Annotated in this window: 16 protein-coding genes and 2 pseudogenes; 11 read left to right on the top strand and 7 right to left on the bottom strand. The window is 64.7% G+C overall.

The window, feature by feature from the left end:
• Positions 1-109 precede the first annotated feature (109 nt).
• A complete protein-coding gene (gene rimM / locus SM191_RS04125) occupies positions 110-694 on the top strand; it encodes a ribosome maturation factor RimM (protein ID WP_341505106.1) in 585 nt (194 codons plus the stop codon).
• Here rimM and SM191_RS04120 read toward each other — a convergent pair.
• Positions 684-1,592, bottom strand: a complete 909-nt coding sequence (locus SM191_RS04120) for an NAD(P)/FAD-dependent oxidoreductase (protein ID WP_341505105.1) — start codon at positions 1,590-1,592, stop codon at positions 684-686. The genes rimM and SM191_RS04120 overlap by 11 nt on opposite strands.
• 85 nt (positions 1,593-1,677) lie before the next feature.
• On the opposite strand from SM191_RS04120, the gene SM191_RS04115 reads away from it, so the two are divergent.
• From SM191_RS04115 to rplS, 4 genes and pseudogenes are all read left to right on the top strand, one after another.
• Positions 1,678-1,950: an AbrB/MazE/SpoVT family DNA-binding domain-containing protein gene (locus tag SM191_RS04115; protein WP_306999651.1), complete on the top strand. Its 273-nt coding sequence runs from the start codon at positions 1,678-1,680 to the stop codon at positions 1,948-1,950.
• Complete coding sequence (locus tag SM191_RS04110; RefSeq protein WP_306999652.1) at positions 1,943-2,326, top strand: type II toxin-antitoxin system VapC family toxin; 384 nt, start codon at positions 1,943-1,945, stop codon at positions 2,324-2,326. The genes SM191_RS04115 and SM191_RS04110 overlap by 8 nt, the downstream gene beginning before the upstream one ends.
• Positions 2,323-3,038 (top strand): annotated as a pseudogene (trmD, locus tag SM191_RS04105) (tRNA (guanosine(37)-N1)-methyltransferase TrmD); the annotation flags it as partial. The gene SM191_RS04110 and the pseudogene trmD, both read left to right, overlap by 4 nt.
• A 15-nt stretch (positions 3,039-3,053) precedes the next feature.
• Positions 3,054-3,446, top strand: coding sequence for a 50S ribosomal protein L19 (rplS, locus tag SM191_RS04100; RefSeq protein WP_341505194.1), 393 nt, complete (start codon positions 3,054-3,056; stop codon positions 3,444-3,446).
• Positions 3,447-3,770: 324 nt separating this feature from the next.
• Here the strand turns inward: rplS and SM191_RS04095 are convergent, their stop codons facing one another.
• Complete coding sequence (locus SM191_RS04095) at positions 3,771-4,412, bottom strand: peptidylprolyl isomerase (RefSeq protein WP_341505104.1); 642 nt, start codon at positions 4,410-4,412, stop codon at positions 3,771-3,773.
• Between the two features lie 130 nt (positions 4,413-4,542).
• On the opposite strand from SM191_RS04095, the gene SM191_RS04090 reads away from it, so the two are divergent.
• Complete coding sequence (locus SM191_RS04090) at positions 4,543-5,193, top strand: hypothetical protein (protein WP_306999654.1); 651 nt, start codon at positions 4,543-4,545, stop codon at positions 5,191-5,193.
• 90 nt (positions 5,194-5,283) lie between these two features.
• Here the strand turns inward: SM191_RS04090 and rpoD are convergent, their stop codons facing one another.
• From rpoD to SM191_RS04070, 4 genes and pseudogenes are all read right to left on the bottom strand, one after another.
• On the bottom strand, positions 5,284-7,311 hold the full coding sequence (gene rpoD / locus SM191_RS04085; protein ID WP_341505103.1) for an RNA polymerase sigma factor RpoD: 2,028 nt from the start codon (positions 7,309-7,311) through the stop codon (positions 5,284-5,286).
• Between the two features lie 142 nt (positions 7,312-7,453).
• Entirely contained in the window at positions 7,454-9,301 is a 1,848-nt protein-coding gene (dnaG, locus tag SM191_RS04080) for a DNA primase (RefSeq protein WP_341505102.1), read from the bottom strand.
• Between the two features lie 118 nt (positions 9,302-9,419).
• Positions 9,420-9,746, bottom strand: a pseudogene (locus SM191_RS04075) (endonuclease domain-containing protein).
• A 253-nt stretch (positions 9,747-9,999) separates the two neighbouring features.
• Positions 10,000-10,452 (bottom strand): GatB/YqeY domain-containing protein, encoded by a 453-nt coding sequence (locus SM191_RS04070; RefSeq protein WP_341505101.1) that lies wholly within the window; start codon positions 10,450-10,452, stop codon positions 10,000-10,002.
• A gap of 141 nt (positions 10,453-10,593) precedes the next feature.
• On the opposite strand from SM191_RS04070, the gene carA reads away from it, so the two are divergent.
• The 5 genes from carA to SM191_RS04045 all read left to right on the top strand — a co-directional run bounded on the left by carA (position 10,594) and on the right by SM191_RS04045 (position 16,987).
• Entirely contained in the window at positions 10,594-11,784 is a 1,191-nt protein-coding gene (gene carA, locus SM191_RS04065) for a glutamine-hydrolyzing carbamoyl-phosphate synthase small subunit (RefSeq protein ID WP_341505100.1), read from the top strand.
• Positions 11,781-12,437 (top strand): hypothetical protein, encoded by a 657-nt coding sequence (locus tag SM191_RS04060; protein ID WP_341505099.1) that lies wholly within the window; start codon positions 11,781-11,783, stop codon positions 12,435-12,437. Before carA ends, SM191_RS04060 begins: the two co-directional genes overlap by 4 nt.
• Position 12,438: 1 nt before the next feature.
• Complete coding sequence (gene carB, locus SM191_RS04055) at positions 12,439-15,771, top strand: carbamoyl-phosphate synthase large subunit (protein ID WP_341505098.1); 3,333 nt, start codon at positions 12,439-12,441, stop codon at positions 15,769-15,771.
• Positions 15,772-15,867: 96 nt separating this feature from the next.
• Positions 15,868-16,344 carry a transcription elongation factor GreA gene (gene greA / locus SM191_RS04050; RefSeq protein WP_306999662.1) on the top strand — a complete coding sequence of 159 codons (477 nt, stop codon included), beginning with the start codon at positions 15,868-15,870 and terminating at the stop codon, positions 16,342-16,344.
• Positions 16,345-16,348: 4 nt separating this feature from the next.
• Entirely contained in the window at positions 16,349-16,987 is a 639-nt protein-coding gene (locus SM191_RS04045) for a rhomboid family intramembrane serine protease (RefSeq protein ID WP_306999663.1), read from the top strand.
• 157 nt (positions 16,988-17,144) lie between these two features.
• On the opposite strand, the gene SM191_RS04040 is transcribed toward SM191_RS04045, so the two are convergent.
• On the bottom strand, positions 17,145-17,360 hold the full coding sequence (locus SM191_RS04040) for a DUF4170 domain-containing protein (RefSeq protein ID WP_267433963.1): 216 nt from the start codon (positions 17,358-17,360) through the stop codon (positions 17,145-17,147).
• Positions 17,361-17,441 lie beyond the last annotated feature (81 nt).

Below are 17,441 nucleotides of genomic sequence, written 5' to 3'. Positions count from 1 at the left end.
ACGCAAGGCACCGGAACAGGGGTCATGCGTTTCTTCAAGTCATTGGCTTGAGAGGATAAGCGCATGACCCCGCCGACCGAACCCGATCCCCGGACCGCACCCGACGATCATGACGACGCGACCAACCAAGGCGTCTCCGCGCCAGATCCCGCCGAAGGCGCAGACGACGCGCCCGCCGAAGGCGGCGGCGACAGCCCCGACGGAGACGGCGATTCGCCCAACGGGTGAGCCGCGCGTCACGCTGGCAGTGATCATCGGCGCGCATGGCATTGCGGGCGAGGTTCGGCTCAAGGTTTTTGCCGACGATCTGTCGGACTATCGCTCGTTCAATGACGGCGCGCTGACGATGAGGTCGGCGCGTGATGGCTCGAACGGCGTCATCGCGCGATTCGCCGAAGTAACCGACCGCAATGCCGCCGAGGCGCTGCGTGGCACCGAACTGACCGTGCCGCGCTCGGCGCTCCCTCCTCTCGACGAGGGGGAATATTATCATGCCGACATCATCGGCCTGCCCGCCATCGCCAGCGACGGCGAGGAATTGGGCCATGTCGCCCTGATCGAGAATTTCGGCGCGGGCGACGTGCTCGAGATCGAACGGCCCGATGGTCGCCGCTTCATGGTGCCGATGAATGCGCAGGCGGTTCCCGAATGGGATCGGGACCGTTTGATCGTGGAGCGTGCCTTCATCGCCTGATCGGGCGTTGCTCGTTCAACAGGTTGCGGATCGTCGTCGCGGCGACGCCTGCCTCGCCCATGGCGTGGCTGATCTGGTCCAGCCCCTTCACCACATCCCCAGCCGCGAACAGGCCGGGGACGGACGTCCGCTGGTGGTCGTCCACCTCCAGGCATCCGCTGGGGTCCGCCTTCGCCCCCGCCGACACCGCCAGTTCCGACCGGATGCGCGACCCCATCGCCGGATAGACGCTGTCGAAATCCATCCGCCCGCTCGCCGTGTCGAGCGCGATCCGGTCGCCTTCGATCGCCCAGCCGCCGCAGGGGCCATCGACCCGGCCTATGCCCGCGTCATCCAAGGCTTTCGCGCATCCGGGATCGAGGTCGTGCGCCGCATCGGGCGCGATCAGCGTCACGTCGCGAGTATAGCCGCGCAGGAACAGCGCCTCGCGCATGCCATGGTCGCTGGTGCCGATTACCCCGACCCGCTTGTCGGTGACCTCATAGCCGTCGCAGACCGGGCAATAGCGGATCAGGCCGCGTTCCAGCGCCGGGTCATGCACCTCGGGCAGCAGGTGCCTGGGGCGGTGGTTGACCACGCCGGTCGCCAGCAACACGGTTCGCGTCCTATGCTCCCGCTCATCGGTTGCGATGCGGAAACGCCCGTCTTCGGGATGGATCGCCGTCACGCGGTGCGGCGTACAATGCGCGCCATAGAGCCGCGCCTGCTCATGCATCCGCGACAACAGCGCCTTGCCGCTGATCCCCTCGGGGAAACCGGCATGATTGTGCGTACAGGGGATCATCGCGGCGCGGCTCGACCCGCTGTCGAACATATGGATACGCAGGTGATAGCGGGCGAGATAGATGGCCGCCGTCAGTCCCGCCGGTCCCGCCCCGATGATGATGCAATCGTCCATGGCGGGGCAAAGCGTGAGGGCGGCCGGTGTTCCCTGGCGTTTCGCGTCGGATCATGTATATACGCGATGTATATACGGAGGCGATATGGGCAAGGATTATCAGGCGAAGGTCTTCCGCTCGGGCAATTCGCTCGCATTGCGCCTGCCCGCCGCGCTGGGGTTGACCGAGGGGACGGAGATGACCCTGCGGGAAGAGCAGGGGCGTTATGTGTTCGAGCCGGTCCAGGCGCCCCGCAAGACGATCGACCTGACGGGCATCGCGGGTTCGATGCCGTGGTTGAAGCCGATCGAGCGTGAGGACTTCGAAATGGAGCCCCGCGTGCTGGACTGGGATGGAAAGCTGCTGGGTCGTGAGTGAACCGCGCTATCTGCTCGATTCCAATATCTGTATCTATGTCTTGCGCGATGCGACCGGCCGCGTGGCGCAGCGGCTCTCGAGCTGTGAGCCAGGCAGCGCGGTTGCCTCGGCGATTACCTACGCCGAGATCATGCGGGGACTAGGGAACCATAGCGGAGATGCGATCGATGCGTTCGATCGGCTCTTCGAACGCATCCCCATATTGCCGTTCGACCAACGTGCGGCGTCCGCCTATGCGGTGATTCCGTTCAGGCGGGGGCGGTTCGATCGGCTGATTGGAGCACACGCCGTGGCCACCGGACTAACACTTGTGACGAATAACGAAGCCGACTTTGCCGACATCCCCGGCCTGACCATCGAGAACTGGACGCTGTGACCTTCCGCGCGACGATATTGACGCTCTACCCGGAGATGTTTCCCGGACCGCTTGGCGCTTCGCTGGCGGGGCGGGCGCTGCGCGAGGATCGCTGGGCGCTGGAGACGGTGCAGATCCGGGACTTCGCCACCGACAAGCATCGCTCGGTCGACGACACACCCGCAGGGGGCGGGGCGGGCATGGTGCTGCGCGCCGATGTGCTGGCGGCGGCGGTGGATTCGGTCGCCGACGACCGGCCCGTTCTGGCGATGACGCCGCGTGGGCGCCCCCTGACCCAGCCGCGCGTCCGCGAACTGGCGGCGGGGCCAGGCGTCACCGTGCTGTGCGGTCGGTTCGAGGGATTCGACGAGCGGCTGTTCGAGGCGCGCGGCATCGAACAGGTGTCGATTGGCGACTATATCCTGTCGGGCGGCGAGATGGGGGCGCTGGTGCTGCTCGACGCTTGCGTTCGGCTGCTTCCCGGCGTAATGGGCGCGGCTTCCAGTGGAGTCGAGGAAAGCTTCGAAAGCGGCCTTCTCGAATATCCGCAATATACCCGACCCGCTGAGTGGGAAGGGCGCATGATCCCTGAAGTGCTGCGATCGGGGGATCATGCGAAAATCGCGGCCTGGCGTCATGCCCGGGCTTGCGAGGATACACGGTCAAGGCGGCCGGACCTTTGGGAACGTCATGAGGGCGTTCGGGTCGGTCGCCCTCTGGCGCGCGGCGACGATTGAGGAATAGTGTCATGAACGTGATCCAGCAGATCGAAGCTGAGCAGATCGCCAAGTTCAACGAGACGAAGAAGATCCCGGAATTCCGCCCCGGCGACACGCTGAAGGTCGGTGTGAAGGTCGTCGAAGGCGAGCGTACCCGCGTCCAGTTCTATGAGGGCGTCTGCATCGCCCGCTCGAACAAGGGCATGGGCTCGTCCTTCACCGTCCGCAAGATCTCCTTCGGTGAGGGCGTTGAGCGCGTCTTCCCGCTCTACTCGCCGAACGTCGACTCGATCGATGTCGTCCGCAAGGGCGCCGTGCGTCGCGCGAAGCTCTATTATCTGCGTGGTCGCACCGGCAAGTCGGCGCGTATCGCCGAGCGTCGCGATCCGCGTCCGGCCAAGGCCACCGCAGCCGCCGAGTAATCGGGGCTACGGACCCCGGCGGTTCGACAGGGAAGGGGCGGTGGCACCAGGCGGTGCCGCCGCCCTTTTCTTTGGGATATGCCCCGAACCGCATCCGGCATCATGGCGCGCAGCATCGGTGGTCTTCCCATGCACTTCGACTTCGCTCAGTGCGAACGGAGGGCAGGGGGACTGGCAGGCGTGTGACCGGGGAGGGGCTCATCCCCAATCCCCGTTCAGCCTGAGGGAAGTCGAAGGCCGAGGGACGAACTGGCCTCAGGGCTTGGTAAGAGCTGAAGCGTGGCCTGATGAATGCCCTCAGACAGAACGCGGGGAAGAGGGGCCTCACCCCCCGAAATTGATCAACCACACCTTGGGTTCGCCGGTCGGCTTGGGCTTGCCGTCCAGGCGTTTGGCGGTGATCAGGCGGACGGGTTGGAGGATCATCTGCCCCTTCATCGCGTCCATGCCGCCCCCCGATGGCTTGGCGAGGATCTTCTTGACCGTCTCCATACCTGCGACCACCCGCCCGAACGCGGCATAGCCCGGATAGCCCGGCCGTGCGTCCATGCCCGGGGTCGGGCCGACGGTGATGAAGAAGTTGCCGCCCGCCGATTTGGGCGACTGGCCCCGCGCCATCGAGATGGTGGCGTCGAGATGCTTGATCCCCGTCTGCGCCGTGGTCTCCAGCGGGAAGGGAGGCAGGATACGGCGTGCATCGGTTCGAATGCCGCCCTGGACGAACCCCTGTTTCGGGTTCCGCTTGTCGCGTGCGGCACGGTAGAAGACCGTGCCGTCGAACCGCCCGTCATCGACATAGGCGAGGAAATTGGCGCTGGTCGCGGGCGCATGACGCGTGTCGAGCGCAACGACGATCGGGCCTTCCGAGGTATTGAGCTGGACCCGGACATAGCCGGGGCGGGGGACATTCTGATTGGCGGGCGCGGCTGCGGTCAACAGCGCGAGGAGGGGCAACGCATACTTCATGCGCGTCCGATTACCCTTTCCGACGGCGATTGTGGAGGGGCGGCCTGACCGGGAATTCACCGACCCGACACGCCGTGGATACGGCGCAAGGCCGAGGATGGAAGCAAAGGATGGGTTAGGGAGACAGGACATGCGGTCGCTTCGGGTCTTGGCCTTATCGGTCTGCGTCATCACGGCGCCGGTCGCAGCGCATCCCCCTCAGCCCTTTGACCAGGGTGACCAACCGATCACGCCCGAGCGTCTCCAGGCTGCGGCGGTGCTCGTCACCCCGGTTACGCAAGGAGACGCGAAAAGTGTGGAAGCGCCGTTCCTGGCCATGGGCAAAGAGGAGTTCGCCAGGGGGATCGCCGGGCTCCCTGCGCCGCAGCAGGCCAGAGCGGCCAGGGACTTCGACGCGGCCTTCGATAAGGTCTGGCAGCGCAATGTGCGGCGAGCGCATGATGATCTGGTCCGCTATTACGCCGCGAACCTGAGCGATGCCGAGATCGCCACGCTGACTGCCTTTTTCGCGACAGGCATCGGCTACCGGCAATTCCATCATCGCGAACCGCTGACCGCCGAGGATCGTCAGGCGTTCAAGCAAGCGATGACGCAGCGGCCCGAGGTCGCCAAATGGGTCAAGCTCGGGATGGATATGTTCCAGAAGGAAATTGCCGAATTCCGACCGCGACTGATCGCAGTGCGCAGTGATTTGAATGCCGAGCTATGCCCGCGACTGGCGCGTGATCGCATTCCCGTCTCGATATGTCCGCCGATCCGGTCGGGTCGTCAGGGCAACTGAAACCCGCCGCCCCAACCCCCGCCGCCGCGGGAATGAAAAAGCCGCCGATCCTTCGACCGGCGGCTTTTTCGATCAGCATTCGCTACGATCTTATTGATCGAGGAAGCTGCGCATCTTGCGGCTGCGGCTGGGGTGCTTCAGCTTGCGGAGCGCCTTGGCCTCGATCTGGCGGATACGTTCGCGCGTCACCGAGAACTGCTGGCCGACCTCTTCCAGCGTGTGGTCGGTGTTCATCCCGATCCCGAAGCGCATACGCAGCACGCGTTCCTCGCGCGGGGTGAGCGAGGCCAGGACGCGGGTGACCGTTTCCTTCAAATTCGCCTGAATCGCCGCATCCACCGGGATGACCGCATTCTTGTCCTCGATGAAGTCGCCCAGATGCGAATCCTCCTCGTCGCCGATCGGCGTTTCGAGCGAGATCGGCTCCTTGGCGATCTTCATCACCTTGCGCACCTTCTCCAGCGGCATGGAGAGGCGCTCGGCCATCTCCTCCGGGGTCGGTTCGCGGCCCTGCTCGTGCAGGAACTGGCGGCTGGTGCGGACCAGCTTGTTGATCGTCTCGATCATATGGACCGGGATACGAATGGTCCGCGCCTGGTCCGCGATCGAGCGGGTGATCGCCTGGCGAATCCACCAGGTGGCGTAGGTGCTGAACTTGTAGCCGCGGCGATATTCGAACTTATCGACCGCCTTCATCAGGCCGATATTGCCCTCCTGGATCAAATCCAGGAATTGCAGGCCGCGATTGGTGTATTTCTTGGCGATGGAGATGACGAGGCGCAGGTTCGCCTCGACCATTTCCTTCTTGGCGATCCGCGCCTCGCGCTCGCCCTTCTGCACCATGTTCACGATGCGGCGGAATTCGGTCAGCGCCATGCCGGTCTGCTGCGAAATCTCGGCGATCTCGCTGCGGATGCGGTCGACGGTCGCGGCTTCGTTGGAGGCGAAGTTACCCCACTTCTTGTCGAGCCCACGCACGGTATCGAGCCAGTTCTCGTCCAGTTCATGGCCCAGATAGCGGTCGAGGAAGTCCTTGCGGTTGACCTTGTGCCGCTCCGCCAGGCGCAGCATCTGGCCGCCCAAGGCGGTCAGGCGGCGGTTGAAGGCGTAAAGCTGATCGACCAGGAATTCGATCTTGGCGTTGTGGAACTGGACGCTCTCGACCTCGGCGGTCAGTTCTTCGCGCAGCTTGTGGTACTTGCGCTCGTCCGCCGCCGACAGTTCGCCGCCCAGCGCCATCGACTCCAGGCGCTGCTGCTGGATCTTCGAGAATTTCTTGTAGATCGAGGTGATGTTGGCGAACTTCTCCAGTGCCTGCGGCTTGAGCGTCTCCTCCATCTGGGCGAGGCTGAGGGTGTTGTCCTCTTCCTCGTCCTCGGCGCGCGGGCCACGGCGTTCGCCGCCCTCGCCATCCTCGTCATCGACCGAGGGTTCCTCGGGCTCTTCTTCTTCCTTGAACTGCGGACCGGCGTTCTTGGCGCTGATCTCGCCATTGTCGTCCTCGTCCTCCTCGCCCAGATTTTCCGGGCCGGCGTCCTTGGACAGCATGGCGTCGAGATCCAGGATCTCGCGAAGCTGCATCGTGCCTTCGTTCAGCGCGGTCGACCAGTCGATGATCGCGTTGAAGGTAATCGGGCTTTCGCACAGCCCCAGGATCATGGTGTCGCGACCCGCCTCGATCCGCTTGGCGATGGCGATTTCGCCCTCGCGCGACAGCAGTTCGACCGCGCCCATCTCGCGCAGGTACATGCGGACCGGATCGTCGGTGCGATCGACGGTTTCCTTCTTCTTCGCCTCAGGCTGAGGCCCGGCATCGGCGTCGCCGTCCGTGGTCTCGGCGTCGTCGGCCTCTTCCTCGGTTTCGCCGTCCTCGCCCTGTTCCTCATTCTCGACGATATTGACGCCCATCTCGTTGAGGGCGGCCATGATATCCTCGAGCTGATCCGAAGACATCTGGTCCTGCGGCAACGCTTCGTTCAACTGGTCGTAGGTGATGTAGCCGCGCTTCTTGGCGCGCGCGATCAGCTTCTTGATCGACGCTTCGTTGAGGTCGATCAGCGGCGCATCGCCCGTTTCCGTGGTATCGGTCGTATCCGCCGCCATATTCGCCTTCGCCATCAAATGCCCTCGGGTCTCAATGCCCGGCCTCTGTCACACCGCTTGCCGATCATGCAAGCGGGTGAGAGGGCCATGCGTAATTTTCCAGTGTGGACGCAACGCGCCCAATATGCCCCGGATATGGGGCGCGGGGTGGCCTGTATCAAGCGGCCTCCCCGGCTTGCTTGTCGGCCAGATCGCGGGCCGCCTCCAGCCAGCGATAGAGCTGGTCCAGCGATTGCGCGTGCGCCGCATGGCACCGCGTCTGCTCGGCGAAGCGATCCTCGGTCATGTCGGACTGGAACGCCTGCACCGCGCGCTCGCGATTGGTGCGCGTCTCGCTTTCCTCCAGCATCACCTCGATGACCTTTTCCAGATCGCGCACGGCGATGGCGGGATCGCTGGCCTTGCTGAAGAAGCTGAACGCCAGGTCGCGGGTATAGTCGCGCGCGTCGATCGGGTGGACGTCGGTGGTCGCCATGATCTGTTCGATCAGGCTTTCCGCCTCGGCCGCGTCCTTCCGCGACAGATGCGGGTCGCTGACCGCCGCGTCGAGCAGATGGTGCCGCCAGGCGTTGAGATAGCGGTCGCCCATGTCCAATCGGCTGAGTTCGTCCATGTACCGGCACAATACATGCGGATAGCGCATCAGCCCCAGCAGCACCGCGCGTTTCAGGCTGTATTCGACCCCGCGCCCGACATGGCGATTGGCTTCGGCCACCGCCTGATGCACCGCCGCCGCATTGACCCGACGGATGCCGAAAATGTCGAAATAGCGCGACATCATCGCGCGCTTATATTCGTAGGCCAGATCCTTGTGCGGGATCTGCTGCGCCAGTTCCTCCAGCCGCTGTTTCAGCGCGGCGCGGCCCTCGGGCGTGTCGGTCTGGGCCTGGGCGATCTCGGACTGCCAGAGCAGGTCGCTGAGCGGGGTGGCGCGGGCCAGCACCGCCTCGAACCCCGCCGCGCCCTTTTCCTGGACCAGATCGTCGGGATCTTGGCCCTGGGGCAGGGTGACGAAGGACAGGCTGCGACCCGGCTGGAGCAGCGGCAGCGCCCGGTGCGCGGCGCGGATCGCGGCCTTTTGTCCCGCCGCGTCGCCGTCGAAGCAGAGCGTCGGCACATCGACCATCCGCCACAACCGCTCAAGCTGATGCTCGGTCAGCGCGGTGCCGAGCGGCGCGACCGCTTCCTCGATCCCGGCCTGGGCGAGCGCGATCACGTCCATATAGCCCTCGACCACCAGCACGCGGCCGGACTTGCGCACGGCGGGCGCGGCGCGGTCGAGATTGTAGAGCGTGCGCCCCTTGTCGAAGAGGGGCGTGTCGGGCGAGTTGAGGTATTTGGGCTCGCCCTCGCCGATGATCCGGCCGCCGAACGCGATCACTCGCCCGCGCGCGTCGCGGATCGGGATCATCAACCGGCCGCGAAACCGGTCGTAAGGGTCCTTGCCATCGACCTTGATGAGCAGCCCGCACTCGATCAGCGCCGGATCGCCATAGTCCTTCAGCGCGGCCTTCAGCTTGCCCCGGCTGTCCGGCGCGAAGCCCAGGCCGAAGGTGCGCGCCGTCTCGGACGTGACGCGGCGGCGTTCGAGGAGGTTGCGCGCGTCACCGCCCGACAGCCCGCCCAGTTGTTCGGAAAACCACGACGCGGCATCGGCCATCGCGTCGTGCAGGCCCTTGGCCCGCTCGGCCTTTTGCGCGGCGCGGCGGTCCTGCGCGGGCATGTCGAGCCCGGCCGCCTGCGCCAGTTCCTTGACCGCGTCGATGAAGGGCAGGCCGCGCTGGTCGGTCATCCAGCGAATGGCATCGCCATGCGCCGAACAGCCGAAACAATGGTAGAAGCCCTTGTCGTCGTTGACGTAGAAGCTGGGCGTCTTCTCGTTATGGAAGGGGCAGCAGCCCTTATATTCCCGGCCAGCCTTTTGCAGCTTCACCGTCTTGCCGATCAGCGCCGACAGACTGGTCCGAGCGCGTAGCTCGTCAAGGAATTGCGGGGTCAGGCTCATGGCGTCCGCGCGATTATAATGTGTAGCGGGAAAGGGGTGTTTTGGCAAGGGTCAGGGTGTTGTGGATGGTCCGGGATAGCCCTCCCCCAGCCCCTCCCGCTTGCGGGAGGGGAGTTGTTCAGGCTGTCCGACCGCGGCTTGCGCTTCCCCTCCCGCAGGCGGGAGGGGATTGAGGGGAGGGCCTATCCGCGAGCGTTCGCTCGATGGTCGCGACGACGCCATCGAGGTTGCCCAGAACATCGTTGTTCCAGAAGCGGATGACGCGCCAGCCCTGTACTTCGAGGTAGCGGGTCCGGGCTTCGTCGTAGGCGGCGCGCTCGCCGTGCTAGCCGCCATCGACTTCGACGACGAGCTTTTCGGAGCGGGCGGCGAAGTCGGCGATGTACGGACCTATAGTGACCTGTCGGTTGAAGCGGACGCCTGAAACCTGACGGCGGGATAGCACCCGCCATAACCTTCGCTCCGCATCGGTCGGGTTCAGGCGGAGTTCTCGAGCGCGCTTCGTAGGGCGGTTTTCGCGGAAAGGCCGCAGGCCCTCCCCTCGGTCCCCTCCCGCCTGCGGGAGGGGATGCGTTTGTGGTGGAGGGCAGTCCTCGCCTCCGAGCGTTACGGGCTCCCCTCCCGCAGGCGGGAGGGGTTGGGGGAGGGGACTCCGCTCGCGATCAATCCGATCCACCCGCCCCACGCCCCCAGTCACATCACGCCAGCGAAGCCTTCACCAGCCCGCTCGCCTTGCTCATGTCCAGCACGGCCGCATGGCGCGCCTTCAACTCCGCCATCACCCGGCCCATATCCTTCATCCCCGACGCGCCGATCTCCGCCTTGATCGCCTCGATCGCGGACCTCGTCTCGTCCTCGGTCAGCGTCTGCGGCAGGAAGCGCTCGATCACCGCGACCTCGGCCTTTTCGGCATCGGCCAGTTCCTGGCGGCCGCCCTGTTCGTACATGGCGATCGATTCGCGGCGCTGCTTGACCATTTTTTGCAGCACTTCGATCACGACCATGTCGTCATCGGCGGGCGCGGTCCCGGTGCGGAGTTCGATGTCGCGGTTCTTGATGGCGGCCTGGATCAGGCTGATCGCCGCGCGGCTTTCCTTGTCGCCAGCCTTCATGGCGGCCACCTGCGCGGCCTTGATGTCGTCGCGAATCATGTTTCGTCCGTCTTGTCTGAAAGGCGGGGACGATAGCCGATCGAAGCAATTCCGTGAACCGGTTGACGGATGGCTCCCCGGTGTCTAGCGGACGCCACTTAGCGACATTGCAGACATTTTAAGCAGGAGTGCCCGCCGATCATGGCCGACGCCAAGCCATTCGCCATGCCCGAAAAGCCTGAAGGCGCCACGGGTGTTCTCGTTCTGGCGAACGGAGACGTGTTGTGGGGGCGCGGTTTCGGCGTCGAGGGTGATGCCGTCGGAGAGGTGTGCTTCCACACCGCGATGACCGGCTATCAGGAGATCATGACCGACCCGTCCTTCGCCGGGCAGATCATCACCTTCACCTTCCCGCATATCGGCAATGTCGGCGCGAACCCCGACGATATCGAGGCGGACGCGCCGCACGCGCTGGGCATGATCGTCCGCGAGGATCCGACCGCCCCGTCCAATTTTCGCGCGATGGAAAATCTCGCCGGGTGGATGGCGCGGCACAACCGCATCGGCCTGGCGGGCATCGACACCCGCGCGCTGACCCGCCGCATCCGCGCCGCCGGTGCGCCCAACGGCGTAATCGCGCATTCGGCTTCGGGCGAGTTCGACATCGCCGCGCTGCTGGAGAAGGCGAAGGCCTGGCCGGGCTTGGAGGGCATGGACCTCGCCAAGGACGTGTCGACCGAGCTGCATTATGGCTGGGGTGAAACCCGCGAGGGTGGCCTGTGGCGGCTGGGCTTCGGCTATGCCGGGGCCGAGGGCGAGAACCGCCCGCACGTCGTCGCGATCGATTATGGCAGCAAGCACAACATCTTCCGCAACCTGGTTCAGGCCGGGGCGAAGGTGTCGGTGGTCCCCGCCACCGCGTCCTATGAGGATGTGATGGCGCTGAACCCGGACGGCATCTTCCTGTCCAACGGCCCCGGCGATCCGGCGGCGACCGGCGAATATGCGGTGCCGGTGATCCGCCAGCTGCTCGACACGGGCAAGCCGCTGTTCGGTATCTGCCTGGGCCACCAGCTTCTGGGCCTGGCGGTCGGCGCCAAGACCACCAAGATGCACCAGGGGCATCGCGGCGCGAACCACCCGGTCAAGCGCCTGTCCGACGGTCTGGTCGAGATCACCAGCATGAACCACGGCTTCGCGGTCGAGCGCGAGACGCTGCCTGCGAACGCGCGGGAGACTCATGTGTCGCTGTTCGACGGGTCGAATGCGGGGCTTGAACTGACCGACCGCCCGGCCTTCTCGGTCCAGTACCACCCCGAAGCCTCGCCGGGGCCGCAGGACAGCTTCTATCTGTTCGAGCGGTTCGTGGGGTCGTTGGAGAGGGCTAAGTGAAGCAGCTTTCGTTTGACGCGCTTCAACAGGTCGCGCTTTATGAATTATATATGTCAACTGTAATGGACGGAATTCAGTTCATTACTGCGGATCAGCTTTGTGAGCGTGCTGGATGTACCAAAGGGTACCTGCTTACCGCTTTGACAGAGCTTGAGGAGCGTACGTTTGTAAAGTACAATTCCACCGCTACGTCTAGGTCTTCATCCATCACGCCGAATGGCATTCGATATGTGGAAAAAGGCCTGATTGATCCCAAGAATGTATTTTCGCAAATTCGAGATCAGCGCGAAAAATATGACGAGGAGCGGACGATTGTAGTTCGCTCAGTACCAGCGTCTGATCGGATCGTGCGCCTGGACCACAACAATCCTCAAGTTGAGGAGATGGTGGCGACCGTCCAAGACCTTAAAGTCAAAATTCGGATGGGCAATGACCTTGGCGATTTGACAGCTGAGGAAGCGCAGGCGGCTGCTCAAGAGGTAGAACAGATTGAACTTGCGTTGAAGGGTGAGTTTGTTCGGCCTGAACAGATTGCGGCATTCGCTCGCAAAAGTTTGAAGTGGATAGGTGATAAGGCTGCTGGAGCCGCAGTAGGCAAGGCAGCGCTAGCGCTACTCGCCATGATCGCAGCTTTTTTTGGAATTGATTGGTAACATGCCAAAACGCACCGACATCTCCTCCATCCTCGTCATCGGCGCGGGGCCCATCGTCATCGGTCAGGCGTGCGAGTTCGACTATTCGGGCACGCAGGCGATCAAGGCCCTGAAGGAAGAGGGCTATCGCATCGTCCTGGTCAATTCCAACCCGGCGACGATCATGACCGATCCCGAGTTGGCCGACGCGACCTATGTCGAGCCGATCACGCCCGCCGTCGTCGCCAAGATCATCGAGAAGGAGCGCCCCGACGCGGTCCTCCCGACCATGGGCGGCCAGACCGCGTTGAACACCGCGCTGGCGCTGTTCGAGGACGGCACGCTGGAGAAGTTCGGCGTCCAGATGATCGGTGCCGATGCCGAGGCGATCGACAAGGCCGAGGATCGCCAGAAGTTCAAGGCGGCGATGGAGAAGATCGGGCTGGAATCCGCCCGCTCGGCCATCGCGCACACCGAAGCGGAGGCGCTGGAGGGGCTGGAGAAGGTCGGCCTGCCCGCCATCATCCGCCCCAGCTTCACGCTGGGCGGCACCGGCGGCGGCGTCGCGTATAACCGCGAGGAATTCATCGCGATCGTCCGCGCCGGGCTCGACGCCTCGCCGACGACCGAGGTGCTGATCGAGGAATCGCTCCTCGGTTGGAAGGAATATGAGATGGAGGTCGTGCGCGATCGCAACGACAACTCCATCATCATCTGCTCGATCGAGAATATCGATCCGATGGGCGTCCACACCGGCGACTCGATCACCGTCGCGCCCGCGCTGACCCTGACCGACAAGGAATATCAGATCATGCGCAACGCCAGCCTGGCGGTGCTGCGCGAGATCGGCGTGGAGACGGGCGGCTCGAACGTGCAGTTCGCGGTCAACCCGAAGGACGGCCGCCTGATCGTCATCGAGATGAACCCGCGCGTGTCGCGTTCCTCGGCGCTGGCGTCGAAGGCGACCGGCTTCCCGATCGCCAAGGTCGCGGCCAAGCTGGCGGTCGGCTATACGCTGGACGAGATCGAGAACGACATCACCGGCGCGACCCCGGCCTCGTTCGAACCGACGATCGACTATGTCGTCACCAAGATTCCGCGCTTCGCCTTCGAGAAGTTCAAGGGCTCGGAGCCCGTGCTGTCGACCGCGATGAAGTCGGTCGGCGAGGTGATGGCGATCGGCCGCAACATCCATGAATCGATGCAGAAGGCGCTGCGCGGCCTGGAGACGGGCCTGAGCGGCTTCAACAATGTCGAGCATCTGGCGGGCGCGCCGCGTGCCGAGATCGAGGCGGCCTTGGCCAAGGCGACCCCCGACCGGCTGCTGGTTGCGGCGCAGGCGCTGCGCGAAGGCTTCACCGTCGCCGAGGTCCATGCGATCGCGAAATATGATCCCTGGTTCCTGGAGCGGATCGCCGAGATCGTCGCGGCCGAGAATGAGGTCATGGAGAACGGCCTGCCGCAGGACGCGGCCGGTATGCGCCGCCTGAAGGCGATGGGCTTTTCCGACAAGCGGCTCGCTTATCTGGCGCTGCAATCGGCGAATCTGCGCGGCATGGATCGCGGCATCGCGCGCGGTTCGGGCCTGATCCACGAAGTCGTCAAGATGATGACCGGCGGCGTCACCGAGCAGGAGGTGCGCGAGCATCGCCTGAAGCTGGGCGTGCGTCCGGTCTTCAAGCGGATCGACACCTGCGCCGCCGAATTCGACGCCAAGACGCCGTATATGTACTCGACCTATGAAGCCCCGACCTTCGGTGAGCCGGAGGACGAGGCGGTGCCCAGCGATCGGAAGAAGATCGTCATTCTGGGCGGCGGTCCGAACCGGATCGGGCAGGGGATCGAGTTCGACTATTGCTGCTGCCATGCCTGCTTCGCGCTGGCGGATGCGGGCTATGAGACGATCATGGTCAACTGCAACCCGGAAACGGTCAGCACCGACTATGACACCTCGGACCGTCTCTATTTCGAGCCGCTGACCGCCGAGGACGTGCTGGCGATCCTCGACGTCGAGAAGTCGAACGGCGAACTGGTCGGCGTGATCGTGCAGTTTGGCGGCCAGACCCCGCTGAACCTCGCCCGCGCGCTGGAAGCGGCTGGCATCCCGATCCTGGGCACCAGCCCCGACGCGATCGATCTGGCCGAGGACCGCGAGCAGTTCGCCGCTCTGGTCGACAAGCTCAAGCTGCTCCAGCCCAAGAACGGCATCGCGCGCAGCCGCGAGGAGGCGCTGATCGTCGCCGAGCGGGTGGGCTATCCGGTGCTGATGCGCCCCAGCTTCGTGTTGGGCGGCCGCGCCATGGAGATCGTCGACGGCCCGCAGCAGCTTGAGGATTATATCCAGACGGCGGTGCAGGTGTCGGGCGACGCGCCCGTTCTGATCGACCAGTATCTGCGCGACGCCATCGAGGTGGACGTGGACGCGATCTGCGACGGCGACCAGGTCGTCGTGGCGGGTGTGCTCCAGCATATCGAGGAAGCGGGCGTCCATTCGGGCGACTCGGCCTGCTCGCTGCCGCCCTACAGCCTGTCGGCGGAGATCATCGCCGAGATCGAGCGTCAGACCGAGGCGCTGGCGCGCGGCCTGAACGTGCGCGGCCTGATGAACATCCAGTTCGCGGTGAAGGACGGTCAGGTCTATCTGATCGAGGTCAATCCCCGCGCCAGCCGCACGGTGCCCTTCGTCGCCAAGGCGATTGGCACCCCCATCGCCAAGATCGCCGCGCGCGTCATGGCGGGCGAGAAGCTGGCCGACCTGCCGCCGATCGACCGCCACATCGATTATTATGCGGTCAAGGAAGCGGTATTCCCCTTTGCGCGCTTCCCCGGCGTCGATCCGGTGCTGTCGCCGGAAATGAAGTCGACGGGCGAGGTCATGGGCATCGACCCCGACTTCACCACCGCCTTCGCCAAGTCGCAGCTTGGCGCGGGCACCGTCCTGCCGACCGAGGGCGCGGTGTTCATCAGCGTCAAGGACGGCGACAAGCCGCATATCGTCCCCGCCGCCAAGATGCTGTCGGAGGCGGGCTTCGCGATCGTCGCGACCGACGGCACCGCCGATTATCTCGACCGGGCCGGTGTCACGGTCGAGAAGATCAACAAGGTCGCACAGGGACGGCCCCATATCGTCGACCGGATCAAGGATGGCGGCATCACCCTGATCTTCAACACGACCGAGGGGTGGCAGAGCCTGAAGGACTCGAAACCGATCCGTCAGGCGGCGCTGGGGCAGAAGATTCCCTATTTCACCACGGCGCCCGCCAGCATCGAAGCGGCGAAGGCGATTGCGGCGGCGGGCAGCCGTGGTCTTGAAGTACGGCCCCTGCAATCCTACTATTCGCGTTCGCACAACTGATCCCGACATGAGAACATGATGTGCTGGCGGACCGCCCTCCCGTTCGGGGATGGCGGTCCGTACCGGGAATGCGTTATGGAATTGGGGACTAGGATTATGGCGACCGTCGAAAAGATGCCGATGCTCCAGGAGGGCTATGACAAGCTCACCCAGGACCTGCGGCGTCTGAAAGAGGAACGGCCGCTGATCGTCGACGCGATCGAGGAAGCGCGGGCGCACGGCGATCTCTCGGAAAACGCCGAATATCATGCGGCGAAGGAGCGGCAGGGTCAGGTCGAGGCGTCGATCGCCGATATCGAGGACAAGCTGAGCCGCGCGCAGATCATCGACCCGAAGGACTTGTCGGGCGACAAGATCGTGTTCGGCGCGACCGTCACGCTGCTCGATGAGGACGACAAGCCGGTCAAGTATCAGATCGTCGGCCAGACCGAGGCGGACGCCAAGACCGGGCGGATCAGCTACAACTCGCCGCTGGGCCGGGCGTTGATCGGGCGCAAGCTGGACGAAGAGGTCGAGGTGACGGTGCCGTCGGGCGACCGTTATTACGTCGTCAACAAGATCGAATTCATCTGATCCGATGAACTGGACAGCGGCACGGGCGACGACGGCCATCGCGGCCGTCACGGCGATCGTGTCGCTGATCCTGATCGCGGGCGGCATGGTGCCCGATGCGGCGGTCGCGGCGGGGTTCATCCCGCTCCGGTTCGAGGGGGCGGCCTTGCCCCCCGATTTCGGTTTCGCGGTGCCGACCCTGTTGACACCGTTGACCGCGACCCTGGTCCATGGCGGGCTGGCGCATATCGCGTTCAACCTGGTCATGCTGGTCTATTGCGGCGCGCAGGCCGAGCGGGCCATCGGCGCGCGGGGCATTGCGGTGCTGTATGTCGTCGGGGCCTATGCGGCGGCGATCGCGCAATATTTCCCCGACCCCGCCTCGCCCATGCCGATGATCGGCGCGAGTGGGGCGATCTCGGCGATCGTCGGGGCCTATGCTCTGCTTTTCGGGCGGCGGCGTGCGACCAGGGGCGTGGCGGGGCTATCCGCCGAGACGACGCATGTGCTGTGGTTGGCGGCGGGGTGGATCGGTATCCAGTTGCTGCTCGGCTATGCCGGGATGGGCATGGGCGCGATCGCGGTCGCCGCGCATATCGGCGGATTCATCGCCGGGCTGGTGTTCGCCAAGCCGTTGCTGTTGTGGCGCTATCGTAACGCCTGAGGACGGGGTTATACCCGTGCACTTCGACTTCGCTCAGTGCGAACGGAGCGCGGGTGGCGGGGCGAGCGGGTTATGGCGCGCTGGCCCATCCCGATCGCCCGCTCAACCCGAGCGAAGCCGAAGGGACCACGCCCCCCGACCTCGCCCGGCAATCGGATCAACCCAGCGTCGGCTCCAGCAACCGGTGCAGGTGCACGACCACGAACCGCATCTCGGCATCGTCCACCGTACGCTGCGCGGCGGCGCGCCAGGCCTTTTCGGCGCTGGCATAGTCGGGGAAGATACCGACCACTTCCAGCGCGGCGGGGTCGACGAAATCGAGGGTCTGCGGGTCGCTGACGCGGCCACCGAACACGAGGTGCAGCTTGCTCATGGTGTCTCCTGAGGATTTGCTCTTTCCCTAGCGGCAAGCGCGGCGCGATTGAAGACGCTCTTTCGCACTCGTAATGCTTTG

Source organism: Sphingomonas sp. 2378 (assembly GCF_038084995.1).
In the GTDB taxonomy this organism is placed as follows: Bacteria; Pseudomonadota; Alphaproteobacteria; order Sphingomonadales; family Sphingomonadaceae; genus Sphingomonas.
The sequence above is the reverse complement of the archived record's forward strand: the minus strand, read 5'-3'. Positions and strand labels throughout refer to the sequence as shown.

What these genes read in the sequence shown, in the direction of transcription:
- rpoD (WP_341505103.1), bottom strand. Translation starts at nt 7,311, where the DNA reads ATGGCGAAGGCGAATATGGCGGCGGATACGACCGATACCACGGAAACG.
- carA (WP_341505100.1), top strand. Translation starts at nt 10,594, where the DNA reads ATGGCCGACGCCAAGCCATTCGCCATGCCCGAAAAGCCTGAAGGCGCC.
- rplS (WP_341505194.1), top strand. Translation starts at nt 3,054, where the DNA reads ATGAACGTGATCCAGCAGATCGAAGCTGAGCAGATCGCCAAGTTCAAC.
- SM191_RS04090 (WP_306999654.1), top strand. Translation starts at nt 4,543, where the DNA reads ATGCGGTCGCTTCGGGTCTTGGCCTTATCGGTCTGCGTCATCACGGCG.
- rimM (WP_341505106.1), top strand. Translation starts at nt 110, where the DNA reads ATGACGACGCGACCAACCAAGGCGTCTCCGCGCCAGATCCCGCCGAAG.
- dnaG (WP_341505102.1), bottom strand. Translation starts at nt 9,301, where the DNA reads ATGAGCCTGACCCCGCAATTCCTTGACGAGCTACGCGCTCGGACCAGT.
- SM191_RS04070 (WP_341505101.1), bottom strand. Translation starts at nt 10,452, where the DNA reads ATGATTCGCGACGACATCAAGGCCGCGCAGGTGGCCGCCATGAAGGCT.
- SM191_RS04045 (WP_306999663.1), top strand. Translation starts at nt 16,349, where the DNA reads ATGAACTGGACAGCGGCACGGGCGACGACGGCCATCGCGGCCGTCACG.
- SM191_RS04040 (WP_267433963.1), bottom strand. Translation starts at nt 17,360, where the DNA reads ATGAGCAAGCTGCACCTCGTGTTCGGTGGCCGCGTCAGCGACCCGCAG.
- SM191_RS04095 (WP_341505104.1), bottom strand. Translation starts at nt 4,412, where the DNA reads ATGAAGTATGCGTTGCCCCTCCTCGCGCTGTTGACCGCAGCCGCGCCC.
- greA (WP_306999662.1), top strand. Translation starts at nt 15,868, where the DNA reads ATGGCGACCGTCGAAAAGATGCCGATGCTCCAGGAGGGCTATGACAAG.
- SM191_RS04120 (WP_341505105.1), bottom strand. Translation starts at nt 1,592, where the DNA reads ATGGACGATTGCATCATCATCGGGGCGGGACCGGCGGGACTGACGGCG.
- SM191_RS04115 (WP_306999651.1), top strand. Translation starts at nt 1,678, where the DNA reads ATGGGCAAGGATTATCAGGCGAAGGTCTTCCGCTCGGGCAATTCGCTC.
- carB (WP_341505098.1), top strand. Translation starts at nt 12,439, where the DNA reads ATGCCAAAACGCACCGACATCTCCTCCATCCTCGTCATCGGCGCGGGG.